This is a genomic window from Bacillus sp. DB-2 (assembly GCF_003315125.1).
Classification (GTDB): domain Bacteria; phylum Bacillota; class Bacilli; order Bacillales; family Bacillaceae_G; genus Bacillus_A; species Bacillus_A mycoides.
The window spans coordinates 47193-64086 of sequence record NZ_QNRN01000009.1 but is presented as its reverse complement, the minus strand read 5'-3'; the positions used below and the strand labels follow the sequence as shown (position 1 = coordinate 64086).

The window sequence follows — 16894 nt, the reverse complement described above, 5'->3', positions numbered from 1 at the left end:
TCTTTCAGACTTGGACATACTGATATTATTACTCTAAAAAAGGATGTGATTGGTATGGAAAAGCAAAATCTATTCAAGTGGAAACATTATCAACCGAATGTTATTTTATTAACCGTGAGATGGTACCTACGGCACAACCTCAGTTTTCGTGATTTAGTCGAAATGATGGAAGAACGCGGGCTATCCCTGGCTCATACAACTATCATGCGATGGGCTCATCAATATGGTCCCGAATTAGATAAGCGAGTACGACGTCATCTTAAGTCAACCAATGATTCTTGGCGAGTCGATGAGACGTATGTGAAAGTCAAAGGTCAATGGATGTACCTATATCGTGCTGTTGATTCAAAAGGATATACAATTGATTTTCATTTAAGCAAAACAAGAGATCATAGGGCTGCAAAGCGTTTTTTCAAGAAAGCTTTGCAGTCTTTTCATGTTTCAAAGCCCCGTGTGATTACAGTGGACAAAAACCCGGCCTATCCTATAGCGATTGAAGAGTTGAAGACAGAGAAAAAGATGCCTGTGGGCATCCAAATAAGGCAGGTAAAATACCTTAATAACATTGTAGAGAAAGATCATCGTTTTATTAAAAAGAGAGTTCATTCAATGCTAGGATTGAAATCTTTTCGTACAGCTAAATCTATTCTTTCAGGAATAGAAGCGATGCATATCATTAAAAAAGGCCAACTTATTTTACGGGAAAAGTCTGTCAAAAATGAAGTGGAGTTTATTCATCAACTATTTGGAATGGCTGCATAAGAATAGATTCCATTAGGAATCTATATACCTCTTTCAAATAAATACAATCTTTGCACCAGAACCGTTTCAAATCTATTTCACCCCTTATCTTTCCTTAACAAAAAACAAGACGCCACCCAGATTACAGTAACGCCTACGATAATTGCTATAAACTTAATCAAACTCATTTATCCTTACACTATTTATTTCTTTGCCTCCATACCCCATTCTCTTTACGATAAGTATTCTTACCATTCATGAAGTCAGCTGTATTATCAGGAATGCTATATTTCTTATTCTTTTTCTTAGCCTTCTTCTTCAGCCTCTTCTCTTCTTGAACAGCTTGCAAGTCCGCCTTCCATTGTATCAACAAATCCTTTTCACGTCGCATCGAATTTGTACCCCTTGGATTAAAATGCACATCATATAATTAGATTCTACCTATTTATATAATTATTTAATTCAAATGTCCATTTTGTACAAAATAAAAGAGCACCCATAATCGATAGGTGCTCAAATATATGAAGTGGGGCAACCCCATACTCCAATATATGCTTGTCCTTATTAAAAGGTGCAAAATAAAAAGAGTACCCGTCATTAGGTACCCTTCAACAAATAAGTATGGTGCCCCAAGTTTCACCTCATATGATAACTCGTCACGAATTCATCATATGCTTGTCTTATTAGAATTTTCACTGTTTTAATGTGTAATTTCTATATAACAAAGAAAAAAGCACCCGTTTTGGATGCTTAATGTATACTAATATTAATATTGAATAGCTCTATTGATAGACTTTCTAGAACAATGAATATACTAGCTGAAGCTGATCTATATCCAATATTATTTCCTGTAACATTAATAGTAATCTCCACTAAATGGGTTTGCACATCATCTTTTTCAAAAATTTTATCTTCAACCTTTTCAATTATTGCTACATTATCTACTTCTTTAAAAGTTTTCAGCAATTTTGTTTCTAATAAAGTAAAATCAAAATTTTCATCTTTAACTACATCAAATTTAATCTTCATTTTTATTTCCCCATTTTTAACCAGTTAATATATTTACATCAGTATAATTATATATACTTTTATTATATAATTCAAAAATTACGTTTTATAAAAATCCCCATAGTTCACATATTTAATAGAGAGAAATAAAAAAACAAATGGCAAAAGTTCCTCTTCCAAGGTCAAGATAACTCCCAACCTTCTCCAAGTCACCGCAACACTATATATTAGCTACACGCTTCACATTTGGTTAGTTCGGTGACTTGGAGAAGACTAAGAATCTTCTTGTTTATACTCCGTAGAGTCGGCTACTTAATGTCATTTTCGCCAATTCCCTTTACACAACGTTGAAAGAATGTATATCAAGACGCGTGTATTTCTTCCTGCAGGTTCTGGTGCAAAAATAAAGTAAAAGAGAATAAAGCATATATATTCCTAACGGAATCGTATCTTATGCTACAAGTCCAAACAATTGATGGACGAATTCTTTCTGATTTTGGATAGACTGGTTCCGTAAATTAATCTGTTCTTTTTTAATCATATGCATTGCTTCTACTTCAGAAAGAATGGATATAGCTGTGTCAAAAGATTTGAGCCCTAGCATAGAACGGATACGCTTCTTTATAAAGCGATGATCTTGTTCTACTATATTATTCAAGTACTTTTGTTGTCTAAGTTGCATACCATCAGGTATGCTTTTTTCTTTTTTCAACAGTTCAATTGCTATAGGATAAGCCGGATTCTTATCGACTGTTATCACACGTGGCTTTGATACATGAAAAGACCGCAAAGCTTTTTTGAAAAAGCGCTTTGCAGCCTTTCGGTCTCTTGTTTTGCTTAGACAAAAATCGATTGTGTTTCCTTTCGAATCAACAGCACGGTACAGGTAAATCCATTGCCCTTTAACTTTTATATATGTTTCATCAACTCTCCAAGAGTCATTGGTTTGCTTGAGGTGACGACGAATTCGTTTGTCCAATTCAGGACCATACTGATGAACCCAACGCATAATCGTGGTATGAGAAATAGATAAGCCCCGTTCCTTCATCATTTCCACCAAATCACGAAAACTGAGGTTATACCGTAGGTACCATCTTACCGTTAACAAAATTAAATCAGGCTGATAATGCTTCCATTTGAATAAATTTTCCTTTTTTATACTGATCACACACCTTTTCTAGAGTAGTAATATCAGTATGTCCAAGTTTTATAGATTTTTTGCACCAGAACCAGATCAAGTTGTAAGAGAAAAAAGAAAGGAATGAAGTGTTCTCCTCGTAGTAAACGACTCAGTGGTATCAATGTATATATGACCAACACCCCTATAGATATTGTCCCGATGGGACAGGTACATGACTGATATTCTTTGCGTTGGCAAATCGAAATTTTATTTAAAACGTGGAAGTCATTCTTTCAAATCCATCATTGTAAAAAGATAAAACCAGAACGATTGGAGTGCCATTTATATGGTCAATTGATTGCCATTCTACTCTGTTCTTCTATCATGTTTCAAATGCGCCAATTACTCCTCATGAAGAAAAAACGAGAGCTTAGTGAGTATAAAGCCATATATATGATTAAAGACTATTTTCTTCTTCTATTCCAAACTATACAAAAAAACACCCAAGAGCTATCAAAGGTGTTACTTCGCCTGTTCAATCTCCTACAGCAAAACGGGCGGAAATCCCCTAGGTATGAGAAGAAAACAGTCTTTGATATATTAGGTGTCGTTTATAATTGTACCATGTCTGATAACCAAGCAGCTTAATTCAAAAAAGGAAACCCGTTAGGGTTTATTTCGTATGCAAATCTTTAAAGCATCTACGTATAGACTTTCGAAAAAAAGAAACAATCTTGCTTATCATTGACGTTACACGGGCTTAGCTTGATAGCGATGTGGCGATACCCCTTTAAAGACTATATAACTATACTGATTTTTATAGTATGTATAGTAAATAATGAAGGGAGGAATAATTGGAAATGGAAATTATTCTGCTAACTGGCAGAATTAATTGTTGAAGATAGAAAAGGGAGATATAAAGATAAAAGATTCCCATTTAAGGAACCTTTTATGGTGGCAATTTCATTATGTCTTCTTTTTTATAAAATATATAATGAAATTGATAAATTGCAAATTGACATTATTCATATCTTAACAAAACGTTAAACAAAGTTGCTCCAAAATCATATCAGCCGAATAGCCACGGATTTCTCTTTGAAACAAATAGAAATCACTGCTCAAAGCAGCCAGTAACATATCAGCTCTAAAGACGCTGTTAGGTTGGTTTTTCTCGGTTCTATGCATCTCGTCAAATAATTCTACGAATAGCTGATGCAATTCATAATATAAAGGACTCTTATCCTTTGATCGTGGATTACTTGAAGTAGAATTCTCTACTCCTGTAAGCAATTGTGCCTTTTTTTCTCTGAAACGGACAAATAAGCTGAGTACGCCTTTTATTCGTTGATTTGGCGGCTCAGTCTGGTTCTGCTTCAAGTATGCTTCGATATTCTCAAAAAGCATATCAATATTATCTTTGATCAAATCAAGACACAACTCACTTTTATTTCTATAACGGCGATAAAGCGTTCCTGCACCAATTCCTGCCTCTGTTGCTATTTGATTCATACTGACTTGTTCAACACCATTGTGTTCAAATAGCCTAAGAGCCGTATTTAATATACGTTGGCGATTCTCGGCAGCGTCACGTCGCTCAGTCCGATTATGGGCTGTATTCTGATTATTTGCCATACCATCACTCCCTAACATTTATATCCCTTGACAAACGGAGAACTCTCCACTTATAATTCTTAAACGGAGAACTCTCCACTTGATTTTAACCTATTGTAAAGGAGTTATGCAAATATGCAAAATCAAAATAGTAAACCCTCATTATTAGTTATGGATTTACAAAATGGTATTGTATCACGTTTCTCAGAAAATAAAGATGTATTACTTCCATTCCAGAAAGCTGTTGAAGCGGCACGCCAAAATAATATTCCTGTTATTTTTATTCGATTAGGATTTAGCGAAGGCTATCCAGAAGTGAGTCCACAAAATAAAGGATTCTCAGCCATTACTAAAATGGGCGGAATGACTATCTCGGATGCGTGGACACAAATTCACGAATCTGTTCAGCCTGAAGCAAATGAACCTGTTGTAACGAAGTACAGATTTAGTGCATTCGCTGGTAGTAATCTGGAGGTTATCCTCCGTGCACAGCAAATCGATTCGCTTGTTCTCTGCGGTATTTCTACAAGCGGTGTGGTTCTATCCACTTTAAGGGAATCAGCAGACAAAGACTTTGCAATAACGGTACTTTCTGATGCTTGTCTAGATGCCGATTCTGAGGTTCACCGCGTTCTTATGGAAAAGGTATTCCCTCGTCAAGCAGATGTGGTTACTGTTGACGCTTGGATTAAAACACTGGATTAATATCATAACTAAGCAAACGCCTCTCAAGGATTTTCTCCTAAAGTGGCGTTTGTTTGATTTTACTCAGAACATCATTTGTTATAGAAATAAAAAAATGAAAGGACAGGTTATACTCATGCCGATTTGGAAAAGAAATTTAATTGTTTGCTGGTTTGGGATGTTTGTCACGGGTGTGGGAATGAGTCAGCTTGCACCAGTGTTGCCGCTTTATATCAAGCATCTTGGAGTTGATAATGCAGCTTTAATTGCACAGTTGTCCGGATTTTCTTTCGGCATAACCTTTATTATTTCTGCCATTTTTTCACCAATTTGGGGGCTTGCTGCGGATAAATACGGACGAAAACCAATGCTTTTGCGGGCGAGCCTTGGTATGGCAATAGTTATAGGTAGTATGGGTTTTGCTTCGAATGTATATGTATTGATAGGATTAAGATTATTACAGGGTGTAATAACAGGATACAGTTCAGCCTGTACTACACTAATTGCAACTCAGACGGAAAAGGAACATTCAGGGTGGGCTTTAGGTACCCTTTCAACGGCAAGTATTTCGGGTTCTTTACTTGGACCCATGATCGGTGGCTTCATGGCGGAGAATTTTGGATTACAAAATGTATTCTTTATAACGGGGGCAATGATGCTTATTGCATTTATTATTACCGCTTTATTTGTAAAGGAGTCCTTCAACCGCGAGGACAAAAAAGTGCTTAGTGCCAAGGAAACATGGAGGAATGTACCTGAAAAGAGCTTAACTCTTACCATGTTTGTGACTTTTTTTATAATATATATGGCATTGTATACAATGGAACCAATCATCACAGTATATGTGACTCAATTGTCCCGTGATACTAGTCATATTGCAATGATAGCTGGTATCGTATTCTCTGCTTCAGGGATGGCAAATATAATTGCCGCACCAAGATTGGGTAAAATTTCCGATAAAATAGGGCCCCAGAAAGTAATATTAGTCGCCCTTGTAGTAGCGGGACTCATTTTTATACCAGAAGCCTTTGTGAAAAATCCTTGGCAGTTAATGGTACTTCAATTTTTATTGGGATTAACCACAGCTGGCTTGGCTCCTGCAGTCAACGTTTTAATTAAGAAAATCACACCATCTGCTCTAACAGGTAGGGTTTTTGGCTTTAACATGTCAGCAGGATATATGGGTGTATTTGGAGGTTCTGTTCTAGGAGGGCAAGTGGCGGCCCATATAGGTATCCGATATGTATTTTTTATTACAAGTACATTGTTACTGATAAATGCTGTGTGGGTTTACTACAGAGTATATAAAAAGCTTAATTTAAAAGAAGAAGACTTATTAAGAAGAAAAACAATCACTTGATGGTCTCTAAATAAAGGTATTCTAAATCCTTGTTCACGGGGTTCTATAGTTCGATAAAATAGTATAAAAGATCGATTATTATATAAACCAATTTTACTTTGAATACATGTAAATGATGTGAGAACCATTGTTATTCCAATAGTTCTCACATCGAAGTTAAGATAATCGCGTGATGTAGGAGGGACCCCATGCCCATCAACTTAAGAAAAGTAGACACCCCCAAAAAGAAAAAATGAGCTGAATTCTCAAAATAACTAACTGTAGAGAAAGATAATTTTCATATAGGTGTACATCAAAACCTTAGCTTGGTGGACATGGGGATGGTACTTAGTATTGTAAAAAATGTTCTAATAGAGTAGTATAAATTTATATTTATTGGTCGGTTGACCAAACTAAAAGAGAAGGTGAAATACAATGTCTAATTCTAAAAAAACAGCTACTCGGGATCAAATACTAATGGCTACGTTTGAATGCTTAGCTGAAAAAGGCACAACCGCTATTACATTACGAGATATTGCTACAAAAGCGGGAATTACTTTAAGTTTAATTCATTATTATTTTCCAACAAAGGAGGGATTATTAGTTAACGCTACCTCCTATGTCATGCAAAAACAGATTAAAGAAATTCAGAAGGAACTCTCAAATATACAAGATTTCTCAGAGAAAATGAAAAAACTAATATTTGTAGTACATCACCAGTTCAAAAGTTCTGAATGGAGAAAAGTGTATTTTAGTTTATTGGCAGCAGCAGCTTGGTCACCGAAAATTATGGAAGAAATTCGAGTTCTACAGAACCAATTGATAGACCTAATTCAAGAATATGCTCAAACTTCCACTGTAGAAATCCCAGATCTAGAAGCGTTTTCTAGGGCTTTATTGGCTTCGATGAATGGATTAGCGTTACAAGTTATGCATGGGGCTTCAGAAGAACAAATTGCTCCGGCATATGCGATTATAGAAAAAGTATTTATTAACATCTGCAACCCAAAAAACGCAATGAGTGATTATTAAACTATATAATTCCAAATTCATGTGCCAATCCATTATTCCATGACACCAAATGGAATGAAGGATTGCAAAACATTATAAAGTGAGGTTACAGCATGACCGCATATGGATCATTTTATTTTTTTGCTATAGTGGGGATTTTATTGATACCTACTATCGTAGCTGGATTAAGAGGTAAAATGTTGCGCAAATATAATGCTATCTTAACGCTTATTATGCTTGCTATTATCTTCTCGGATAAGTCAAATCAAGCAATGATGTTAGTAGTATTTATTATTTGGCAATATGTCCTTATTAAAGGCTATTTACTACTAAGAAAACAAAATAATAATACGTTCATGTTTTGCATGGCTATTATTTTGTCGATTTTGCCATTGATTTTGGCAAAAGTCGCACCATTTGTACCTGAATTAAAATTCATTGTTTTTACTGGTATATCTTATGTAACATTCAGAGCAGTACAAATGGTATTTGAAATTCGCGATGGCTTAATTAAAGAATGCTCATTTTTTAATTTCTGGGAATTCATTTTGTTCTTCCCTGCTATTTCGACCGGACCTATCGATAGGTATCGCAGGTTCCAAAAAGATATTCAAAAACCACCAAGCGCTGAAGAATATCAAAACCTACTATACACGGGAATTAACCGTATTTTCCAAGGTTTTCTGTATAAGTTTATACTTGCTTACCTAATAAAAGAAAATATTATAGATGCAACATTAGCTCACCAAAACACAATTTCATCAAATATGATTTACATGTATAGCTATAGTTTATATCTATTTTTTGACTTCGCAGGTTATAGTTCATTCGTAATTGGTGTCAGTTATATGATGGGTATTAAAACACCAGAAAACTTTAATAAACCGTTTATCAGTCGTAATATTAAAGATTTCTGGAATCGTTGGCATATGAGCTTATCATTCTGGCTCCGTGATTTTATTTACATGCGCTTTGTCTTTTTTGCAACAAAGAAAAAGCTCATTAAAAATCGCTATATGATTTCATATATTGGCGTCTTTTTAAACTTTTTTGTCATGGGAATTTGGCACATTACTGGTCATGATATTGCTCAATATATTATTTATGCTCTATATCATATTTTTCTGTTTATTTCATTTGATATTTTCGAACGGAAAAATAAGAAGCATAAATTTTGGCCCAACAATACGTTCATGCATGTCCTTGCAATTGTGATTACATTCCATTTCGTATGTTTCGGTTTCCTAATCTTCTCTGGTCACCTAAACAATTTTTTTTAATGAATGACCTCTTTTCTCACAACTAAGAAGTTACACATATTTGCGCTTGTAAACATGGGAGTCAGTTTATTATTTAGATATTCTTCTATAATTCTTTTAATTATGGCTCTTATGATACTATTAATAACTATTATGTTTTTTAGTGTAGAGAAGAAATTGAAAGTATAGTATAGTGAGAATAAATTTTTTTTATAAACAGTTATCCTCCATTATTATTAAATTAAAAAGAATTTCTATCCATATTACGAAAAAAAACATTATTCTTTTTGTAGAAATATGCAGAAAGGATGGCGTTTTTTTTATCAATAACACATATATTTTTATTAACATAATCCATTATTCTCTGTATTAAATATATCTAGAAAAACCCCCTTCAGTTTGCTTACTGAAGGGGGTTCGTATTTACATAATTCCCGTTTTCGGCAATCAAAAACATTCGAATTCTATTATGTTGCCTTCAGGATTTAGTTCATGACTTCTAACTTTCTTAAATAGAGGTAATACCAGTACACCCACATATAAGGGATGATATAGGAAAAAAATGTCCAAATAATATTCCAGCCGTTACCATATACGATTTCTCCACTTAAAACTAATGTCATTTCAAGAAGGGTAGTAAATAGGGATATGAAAAAGACCATCAAGTAAGGTCTTTTGGTTTTCTTTATAAAGAATATCAAGTAACTTGCCAAAATCGGATAAATTCCTATATTAAAGGGTAACGCAGAAAAAGTTTTTTGATCAAGGAAAGGAGCAATCCTCCAAAAACCACAATAAAAGCCGAATTCATTTACGACAAAAGCAACGACACAAAAGAATGAGCCAATCAGAGGGATAATTCTTCTCTCTTTTTTGTAAAGGTGAAGAATTCCAACAGTCCAAGGTAACACAAATGCAATTAGAATATTAAATAACATCTTGACTCTACCTTCCTTTCCTTATAACCATCTTCACCTTACTCCTTATAATTTAAACTAAAAAAGTTTTCCAAACCAACGCAACATGATAATTACAATCAACTGAGTTATGATTAAATTATAAGGCTGCTTATCTCTTATTTTGTTCTCAAAAATATACCCCATATACACATCTAGTTTACATAAAACCACTTATCAGCAGTCAAGGTATCTAGAAACCTATGAAAGTCTCTTCCGATCTTCTTAAGAGACTCTTCGTTCACATAATTACCGTTATCAGTAGTTAGTCTGCCTAATTTAAAATGAGAATAAGCTCCTTTATATTCTTTAAGCATAGCATGTAAAAGAATATGAACTATTTATAAAAAGTAGGTGAAAACATGACATTAGATTCTCATCGTATTATAGGTTTCCCTGGTACAGGTATGGGTGGTTTTCCTGGAATGGGTATAGGCGGTTTCCCTGGTACAGGTATGGGCGGTTTCCCTAGAATGGATATACCAGTTATCTATAGCCTTGATTTCTAATACTTTATAATTGAATATAGATGACAATAGATAAGATTAACCCTTGCATCATCGGTTAGAGTCATCTTACCTATTGCCATCTATTAACTTGTACCAACCTTCTTACATAACATCACTTATCCATAACAAACCAACAGGAACTAGAACTATATCTTTTATTGATGTACATTTTAGTTAATTTAAAATAATAATAGAAAAAGAATGTTAGTACATTCATACGTACAGCAATTATTCCTTTTCATGCTATCATGTTATTTGTACAAATAACGTAAAAAAACAAATATCTCCAATGTTAATTAAAAGAATAAACAATACAATTATTAAAATAAATAGGCCACCAAATCCATATTTTTATGAAAATAAAAAAAGAGTACTTTTCTTCAAAGCACTCGTTCAAAGAGATTTAACAATCTCGACGATCATCACGATCACAGTCATGATGATGATTACGTCTACGACGACAATCATCACAATCGCAGTCACGGTCACGTCTACAACGACAGTCATCAAAATCTCTATGTCTGCGTCTGCAAAACATTAAATCATCCCAAAATCTATTACAATCTCTGCAATGTCTGAAATTACAATTACATCCCATAAATATGATTACCTCCTCTTAAGAATAGAATTCCTCATATTCTATGATTAAAAGTTAAAAACAGCTTGTTTATTAGTCTACTTTCTGCATTTTAAAGTAATAATATTATTATCTAATCTTCAAATTGCAAGTCTATTTCAGCCCTTATCACCCCTTAACAACAAACAAGACGCCACCCAGATCACGGCAGCGCCTACGATAATTGCTATTGGTTTAATCATTATTCCGCTAATAATCCTAATTCGTGTTGAATCCCTGAGAACGAATAGCCATATGCAAATCCAACAATACGAATACCTGGAGCGTATCTATATTCTAAATCCTCGTTGTACGTTTTCCTATAATACTCTAACTTAGTATCAATATTTTGCTTATGATTAATAATTACTTCATCACTAGGGAATCCGTCCATTTCGATTTGAACAGCTAAATACTCTGCACCTTCATTTACAGCCTCATTAAAACACCGCTCTAATCCATCTAATGTTAAATCTATTATTCATCCTCCTCCAAAATAAAAAGCACCCGAATGGATGCTTTTATAGCAATTATTGATTTGTGTTTTAATTACGGTAAATGAAGTTTTATTCTTCTTCCAATCACCAAATGTCGCTACACTATTCCAACAATATTAAGTAACTGGAAGAAGAGCAAAAGCTCTCCTTAATAACGGTATCATTCAATCACTACCATCTGCTGGTTTCGGATTTTATGTGCCGTCATTATGAAACCGTTTAGACAACATATAGATTATAAAGGAATCTTTATGAGTTGTGTTTTAAGCCACTTCTCACAATACAAATATATCACGTTAACTCCAAAACAACCGGCACATTTACTGCCAAAAAGCGGTCACGACTCTGCCATGTTTTTAATTAATTGTTGCTTTAATTCTGTTTAATAATTTTTGGTATAATTCGTTTTCTGTTGACCACTTAATATGACTAAATTGTCTAGTATCAAAATGAATATCTTTAAAATCGTCATCTTTACATGTCCATATAACAGTCTTACCTAGTCCCATCGCATAACCAGCTTCGAAATAAACTCCACCTCTGTGTCCGGTAAAATCTGCAATTACAAATTTACTTTGTCTTATTTTGACTATAATTTCATCAGTTATGTCATTATTATGTTCCGCTTCTTCAATTCTGATAGGCTGGTATCCTGCCTCTTTTATAGCTTTTGTGATTGCATTCTTATATGGACCATCCATTTTTGGACTAAACGACATCGCGACAAATGCCTGCTTATTATCCGCTTCTCTTCCTTTTTCTAATTCTGCAATACGATTCCACCCTTTCGCTGTAACTGTAATATGTGCAGGGAAATCTGCTGCCGATAGCTTAGATATCTCAATCAGTTCGTCCTGAAATAGTTGGGTCGCTATATATTTCATTTCCAACAAGTGAACACTCTGTACAAAAAATAGAGATTTATCTGATTCACGAATATATACTGGGTCACCTGGAAATTTGGACAATTTAGCTAAGTTTATTAATGATTCATCCAACCTATCAGAAGCACTATCTGGATATTCACTTAATAGATCCTCTAAAAGATAAATAGGATACGGAAATTCTGAAAGATTTTTATCTGGTCGATTAAGAAAAATCATTATTTTCCCCATCCCTCTAATGGTTCTCTTTCTTAAAATTGCAGAAAGTTTTCTCTTCTGCTCTACATTTAATTCAAATCTCGCTTCTTCAGCCATGGAAAATGTACCACAATTCTCACATTTATATTGCTCTACACGTCCTCCTCCCACTCCCACTAATTGTTGTTCCTCAATAGAGTTTTGACAAACCGGACATCTTTCACTCATCACAATCACTACTTTCTTTTTTATAGTATAATCTTAACATATAAATAATCGACTTACCCATATCTTATATTGTGCGTAACTGCCCCCTTCGCTAAATCCCTTGATATCATTGATTTCATTTAACTTTCTCTTTTGGGTTACACAGTACGAAAATTATGAGTAACTGTATAGGGATACCACCAACATTTTGTAAAATAACCTACGCTATGCGGAAAAATAAAATAAGCTGCCCATGTGGACAGCTTATTTACATAATTATCGATATGGGAAGTGAAATTTATACTTTTTCATTGGTCTTTTTTAATCTACTAGCCCTTAATTCTTTGAAATTCTTGATTAATTCTTCTCCGAAAATATAAATAACTTTTTCCCATGGATGCCCTAAATAACCCCACTTAAAGTCTTTTTGCAAAAAGAAATAATAATCTCCATCCGGAAAAAATGGGATTTTCCATTGATGAATCCTAGTTTAAATTTAAACTAGGATTCATCCAGTAGCTATCATGATGCCAATCTAACGCATATATATATTCATGTTTCTCGGTACATAAAATAAGAGCTTTCAATAATATATGATCAAAAATATAATCATCGTCATCAGTCCATTTTCCTTCAAAATAATTAGGTAAATCATAAGTAATATATGGACAAGAAAATTTAAATGACTGTTCACCATCTATATTAGGATTAAAAGCAAATTCATCATAAAATCTATCCCAAACATTCTCATATTCTTGTTCATTTAACAAAATCCATTCTTTCAAACTCCGTACCTACTTTCTAATATTATTATATAATTAAAATACCACGATGAAATTGTATATTTTATTCATTGCTAATTTACATAACACATTTTATTGGTAGCAAGGAAAAGGGAGGAAACCGTACTCTCACCAAGGAACCTTCTTTTTTTGTTCTATGGATCTATGCACTTTTTTATACATTCCTATCCTAGCACGGTTTTTGGATTCTTGTTTGTTACTAGAACTGTATAAAATCTTGCATACTCTTAGCATGAGTTTTTCCAAAATGCTGCAATACCCTAGATTTAAAAAGAAATAAGCAGTGATTAGATTTTAAACCTAGTCATTGCTTTATCCATTGCATCTTGATTTACACCTATATAACGTAACGTGACCTTCTCTGACGAGTGATTGAATATCTCCATAAGTAATGCTATGTTTTTCGTTTGCATGTACATGTGATACCCGTATGTTTTTCTTAACGTATGTGTTCCTATTTCATCTAACCCAAACTCTGCCGCTGCTCCGCTTAATATCTTATATGCCATGCTACGACCAATTGGACGATTCTTACCTTGTCTGCTTTGCAATAAATACTCATTGTCTTCTCTTTCTACAATAAACCATTTAAGTTCTCTTTTCAGCGCTGCAGTAATTTGTATTCGTTTCTCTTTCCCTGTTTTCTTTTCCCGCATAGATATATGGCTGCCTTTAACATCCCCTACCTTCAATTTCAAAATATCTGAGATTCTGAGACCTGTATTAATACCCATAATGAAGAGAATGTAATTACGTAAGCTCTTTTCCTTAAAATACTCTTTTAGCTGTTGTATTCGCTCTGGATCACGTATTGGCTAAACAAAATTCATTATTCATTACCTCCAGATTCTTCAGTCTCATAAACTTCTAATCTAAGAGCAAATGCTAATTTATAAAAAGCATTTGATTTATTTCTTCTATATGTACGTTCACTCATACCAATATCGTTATAAACCATATAATCAAAGACTTCCTCATCTTCCAAATATCGTTTTACAATGATATCTCGTTGATTTTTGCTAAATCGACTTAATGTTTATCAATTTGAAAAGATAAACGTTGTAATTTTAATTCTCTTTCACTCATTGCAACATTTGCTAAAGCAACATCTTCAGCTGGCTTGCCTACCATGTTTGTTGGGCCATGATATCTTACCTCGCAAGAAGCTGTGACCTTCACCTCATTTCTAATCATCCCAAATTTTCTATAAATACGAACATTTTCAAGAATCTCTTCTAAACGAACTTGTGTTGCTTTACGATCAATTTTAGGTAAGAAAGTTAATTGCGTCATATATAAAAACACTCCTTATCTATTTTATTAATAAAAAAACAAAAAGCGGACACCAAACCATAGAGCACTATCACTTATGCTCTTTATGGTTTGATGTCCGCTGGTTCTTCCAGTAGGACTAAATATTTAATTGGTATTATTATATCATTTTCTCATATTTTAGTAACTTTGTTATTTGAAAAGGATTATTTTATTAAGTCCTCTATGAAATACTTTCTTCTATCTCTTGGCTTTCTTCTCTTATTTGACCGATTAATGAAACTACTGAACCGACCGCTTGGACCCAACTCCCCGTAATCACTATAAGCTGCCCATCCTCCTCATCGTCTTCCGAAATTCCCTCCACTTTATCCCGACTAGCTTTCAATTCATCTATTCCACCTATTGCCTGTAATGAATTACCAGTCGCTTGTAACACATTCCCGATAATGATATACGATTCATCCATATTGGAACTATCTTCTATTTCCCCACCTATTGATGTAACACCACCTAATGCTTGTATCCAATTTCCTGCAATTACTAATTTTTTTTTTGTTTCATCTTCAAATTCTATAATGAGTCCTGTTAGAACCGTTACATTACCAATTGATTGGATTTCGCTCCCAATCAATTCAAGGGATATTTCTCCTTGTCCATCAGCTTCCAGACCATTCCCCGTTGCCTGTAATACATTCCCCCATACGCTCAAATCTTTTCTTAATTCGCTGTTCAATCTTTTTAAAGGTGTACTCCCAATCGCAGCAATAATTGTCCCTACTGCAACAAACCATGCGCCAACTATCTCCTTAATCGGATCATCCATTCTCAATCTACCCCGTCATTAATTTACTACTTGCAAGATATGTATTGGAGCATCTTCATGTTAATGGCCTACTTCTCTCCCTCCTGAATAAAGCTCAATATTTCGTCAATACTATACATACATCTAGAGTTACATCACTGTTTGGAGCAGTTAGCTACTTCAGCTAGCTGCTTTGTTGTGCCAAATTAATTTTGGGTTCAAATAATTCACACCTTTTGAAAAATACAGATCCGATATTACGTATTCTTTTACAGTAATGGTACTGGTCATAAGAGCATCCTCAAAGGTTGCTCTTTTAAATTTAATCTTCTCTTTAATCTTCTCTTTAATCTGTTCACAATTTTATGCGGTAGACATATTATTAACAAGACAAGACATAGTTTATATATAGTGGTGCACAAAAAACTTTGTGCACCATTTTTCATCTCGATAACTTAGTATTTAAATAGCTTTTTTGTTCAAATACTTCACGCCCATGAAAAAATTTCATTTGGTATCACGTACTCTTTTACACTAAGAGCTTTGATACGAAGAGCACTTATATATAGTGCTCTTTTTGGTATGGAATGCGAAATAAAGGCTTGCTCTTAAAACCTTTTATGTAATTATTATAGGTTTCCTCCTTACACCCGTGCGTCTGTTTACTCATAAGTTGTTAAAGTATAAATATAAATTGGTAGTTAATTTATAAGGGAGGTGTAAAAATGAGTAAATTTAAAAAGAATTGTCACATACCTTTTCCATGTTCCTTTCCTTTGCCTCAAATAGGGCCTACTGGAATAACTGGAGCTACTGGACCTTCTGGGCCAACCGGCATAACCGGAGCTACTGGACCTTCTGGTGGACCTCCGGGGCCTACTGGACCTACTGGACCTACTGGAATAACTGGAGTAACCGGACCTTCTGGTGGACCTCCGGGGCCTACTGGACCTACTGGAATAACTGGAGTAACCGGACCTTCTGGTGGACCTCCGGGGCCTACTGGACCTTCTGGAATAACTGGAGCAACCGGACCTTCTGGTGGACCTCCAGGGCCTACTGGACCTTCTGGAATAACTGGAGCAACCGGACCTTCTGGTGGACCTCCAGGGCCTACTGGACCTACTGGAATAACTGGAGTAACTGGAGTAACCGGACCTTCTGGTGGACCTCCGGGGCCTACTGGACCTACTGGAATAACTGGAGCAACCGGACCTTCTGGTGGACCTCCGGGGCCTACTGGACCTACTGGAATAACTGGAGCAACCGGACCTTCTAGTGGACCTCCGGGGCCTACTGGACCTACTGGAATAACTGGAGCAACCGGACCTTCTGGTGGACCTCCGGGGCCTACTGGACCTACTGGAATAACTC

17 protein-coding genes and 3 pseudogenes (1 of these 20 running past the window's edge) are annotated in these 16894 nt (G+C 34.8%); 8 read left to right on the top strand and 12 right to left on the bottom strand.

What is annotated here, in order from left to right:
• The first annotated feature begins 54 nt into the window (after nucleotides 1-54).
• Complete coding sequence (locus tag DET63_RS16460) at nucleotides 55-762, top strand: IS6 family transposase (RefSeq protein ID WP_113937221.1); 708 nt, start codon at nucleotides 55-57, stop codon at nucleotides 760-762.
• Between the two features lie 178 nt (nucleotides 763-940).
• On the opposite strand, the gene DET63_RS16455 is transcribed toward DET63_RS16460, so the two are convergent.
• The 3 genes from DET63_RS16455 to DET63_RS16445 form a co-directional block, all read right to left on the bottom strand.
• Nucleotides 941-1132, bottom strand: a complete 192-nt coding sequence (locus DET63_RS16455; protein ID WP_016093776.1) for a hypothetical protein — start codon at nucleotides 1130-1132, stop codon at nucleotides 941-943.
• A gap of 359 nt (nucleotides 1133-1491) precedes the next feature.
• Nucleotides 1492-1770 (bottom strand): hypothetical protein, encoded by a 279-nt coding sequence (locus tag DET63_RS16450; RefSeq protein WP_113937220.1) that lies wholly within the window; start codon nucleotides 1768-1770, stop codon nucleotides 1492-1494.
• A gap of 430 nt (nucleotides 1771-2200) precedes the next feature.
• Complete coding sequence (locus DET63_RS16445; protein WP_049946777.1) at nucleotides 2201-2908, bottom strand: IS6 family transposase; 708 nt, start codon at nucleotides 2906-2908, stop codon at nucleotides 2201-2203.
• Between the two features lie 84 nt (nucleotides 2909-2992).
• Between DET63_RS16445 and DET63_RS16440 the strand changes: the two are divergent.
• Nucleotides 2993-3517: pseudogene (locus DET63_RS16440) on the top strand (transposase); the annotation flags it as partial.
• 384 nt (nucleotides 3518-3901) lie between these two features.
• Here DET63_RS16440 and DET63_RS16435 read toward each other — a convergent pair.
• Nucleotides 3902-4501, bottom strand: a complete 600-nt coding sequence (locus DET63_RS16435) for a TetR/AcrR family transcriptional regulator (RefSeq protein WP_113937317.1) — start codon at nucleotides 4499-4501, stop codon at nucleotides 3902-3904.
• 114 nt (nucleotides 4502-4615) lie between these two features.
• Here DET63_RS16435 and DET63_RS16430 point away from each other — a divergent pair, with 114 nt between their 5' ends.
• The 4 genes from DET63_RS16430 to dltB all read left to right on the top strand — a co-directional run bounded on the left by DET63_RS16430 (nucleotide 4616) and on the right by dltB (nucleotide 8794).
• Nucleotides 4616-5185, top strand: coding sequence for a cysteine hydrolase family protein (locus tag DET63_RS16430; RefSeq protein WP_078178481.1), 570 nt, complete (start codon nucleotides 4616-4618; stop codon nucleotides 5183-5185).
• A gap of 115 nt (nucleotides 5186-5300) precedes the next feature.
• Complete coding sequence (locus DET63_RS16425; RefSeq protein ID WP_113937316.1) at nucleotides 5301-6524, top strand: multidrug efflux MFS transporter; 1224 nt, start codon at nucleotides 5301-5303, stop codon at nucleotides 6522-6524.
• A gap of 414 nt (nucleotides 6525-6938) precedes the next feature.
• Nucleotides 6939-7535 (top strand): TetR/AcrR family transcriptional regulator, encoded by a 597-nt coding sequence (locus DET63_RS16420; protein ID WP_113937219.1) that lies wholly within the window; start codon nucleotides 6939-6941, stop codon nucleotides 7533-7535.
• A 92-nt stretch (nucleotides 7536-7627) separates the two neighbouring features.
• Nucleotides 7628-8794 (top strand): D-alanyl-lipoteichoic acid biosynthesis protein DltB, encoded by a 1167-nt coding sequence (gene dltB / locus DET63_RS16415; RefSeq protein WP_113937218.1) that lies wholly within the window; start codon nucleotides 7628-7630, stop codon nucleotides 8792-8794.
• Between the two features lie 464 nt (nucleotides 8795-9258).
• Here the strand turns inward: dltB and DET63_RS16410 are convergent, their stop codons facing one another.
• Nucleotides 9259-9711 (bottom strand): CBO0543 family protein, encoded by a 453-nt coding sequence (locus DET63_RS16410; RefSeq protein WP_002191492.1) that lies wholly within the window; start codon nucleotides 9709-9711, stop codon nucleotides 9259-9261.
• 380 nt (nucleotides 9712-10091) lie between these two features.
• On the opposite strand from DET63_RS16410, the gene DET63_RS30280 reads away from it, so the two are divergent.
• Complete coding sequence (locus DET63_RS30280) at nucleotides 10092-10238, top strand: hypothetical protein (RefSeq protein WP_181777923.1); 147 nt, start codon at nucleotides 10092-10094, stop codon at nucleotides 10236-10238.
• 403 nt (nucleotides 10239-10641) lie between these two features.
• Here DET63_RS30280 and DET63_RS30640 read toward each other — a convergent pair whose 3' ends face one another.
• The 7 genes and pseudogenes from DET63_RS30640 to DET63_RS16375 form a co-directional block, all read right to left on the bottom strand.
• Nucleotides 10642-10836, bottom strand: coding sequence for a hypothetical protein (locus tag DET63_RS30640; RefSeq protein ID WP_113937217.1), 195 nt, complete (start codon nucleotides 10834-10836; stop codon nucleotides 10642-10644).
• A 220-nt stretch (nucleotides 10837-11056) separates the two neighbouring features.
• Nucleotides 11057-11332, bottom strand: a complete 276-nt coding sequence (locus DET63_RS16400) for a hypothetical protein (RefSeq protein WP_003193761.1) — start codon at nucleotides 11330-11332, stop codon at nucleotides 11057-11059.
• 375 nt (nucleotides 11333-11707) lie between these two features.
• Complete coding sequence (locus tag DET63_RS16395; RefSeq protein WP_016093785.1) at nucleotides 11708-12661, bottom strand: nucleoside 2-deoxyribosyltransferase; 954 nt, start codon at nucleotides 12659-12661, stop codon at nucleotides 11708-11710.
• Between the two features lie 277 nt (nucleotides 12662-12938).
• Nucleotides 12939-13425: pseudogene (locus DET63_RS16390) on the bottom strand (DUF2716 domain-containing protein).
• Nucleotides 13426-13730: 305 nt separating this feature from the next.
• Nucleotides 13731-14255 (bottom strand): site-specific integrase, encoded by a 525-nt coding sequence (locus DET63_RS16385; RefSeq protein WP_235661835.1) that lies wholly within the window; start codon nucleotides 14253-14255, stop codon nucleotides 13731-13733.
• Between the two features lie 17 nt (nucleotides 14256-14272).
• A pseudogene (locus DET63_RS16380) lies at nucleotides 14273-14736 on the bottom strand (ArpU family phage packaging/lysis transcriptional regulator).
• 202 nt (nucleotides 14737-14938) lie between these two features.
• The gene (locus DET63_RS16375; RefSeq protein WP_113937216.1) at nucleotides 14939-15541 is read right to left on the bottom strand and encodes a DUF6944 family repetitive protein; all 603 of its coding nucleotides are present in this window, start codon (nucleotides 15539-15541) and stop codon (nucleotides 14939-14941) included.
• A 704-nt stretch (nucleotides 15542-16245) separates the two neighbouring features.
• Between DET63_RS16375 and DET63_RS16370 the strand changes: the two genes are divergently transcribed.
• On the top strand, nucleotides 16246-16894 hold the 5' portion of the coding sequence (locus DET63_RS16370; protein WP_113937215.1) for a BclA C-terminal domain-containing protein. The gene runs 578 nt beyond the window's last position; 649 of the gene's 1227 nt are visible here — the first part of the coding sequence; its start codon is at nucleotides 16246-16248; its stop codon lies beyond the right edge, outside the window.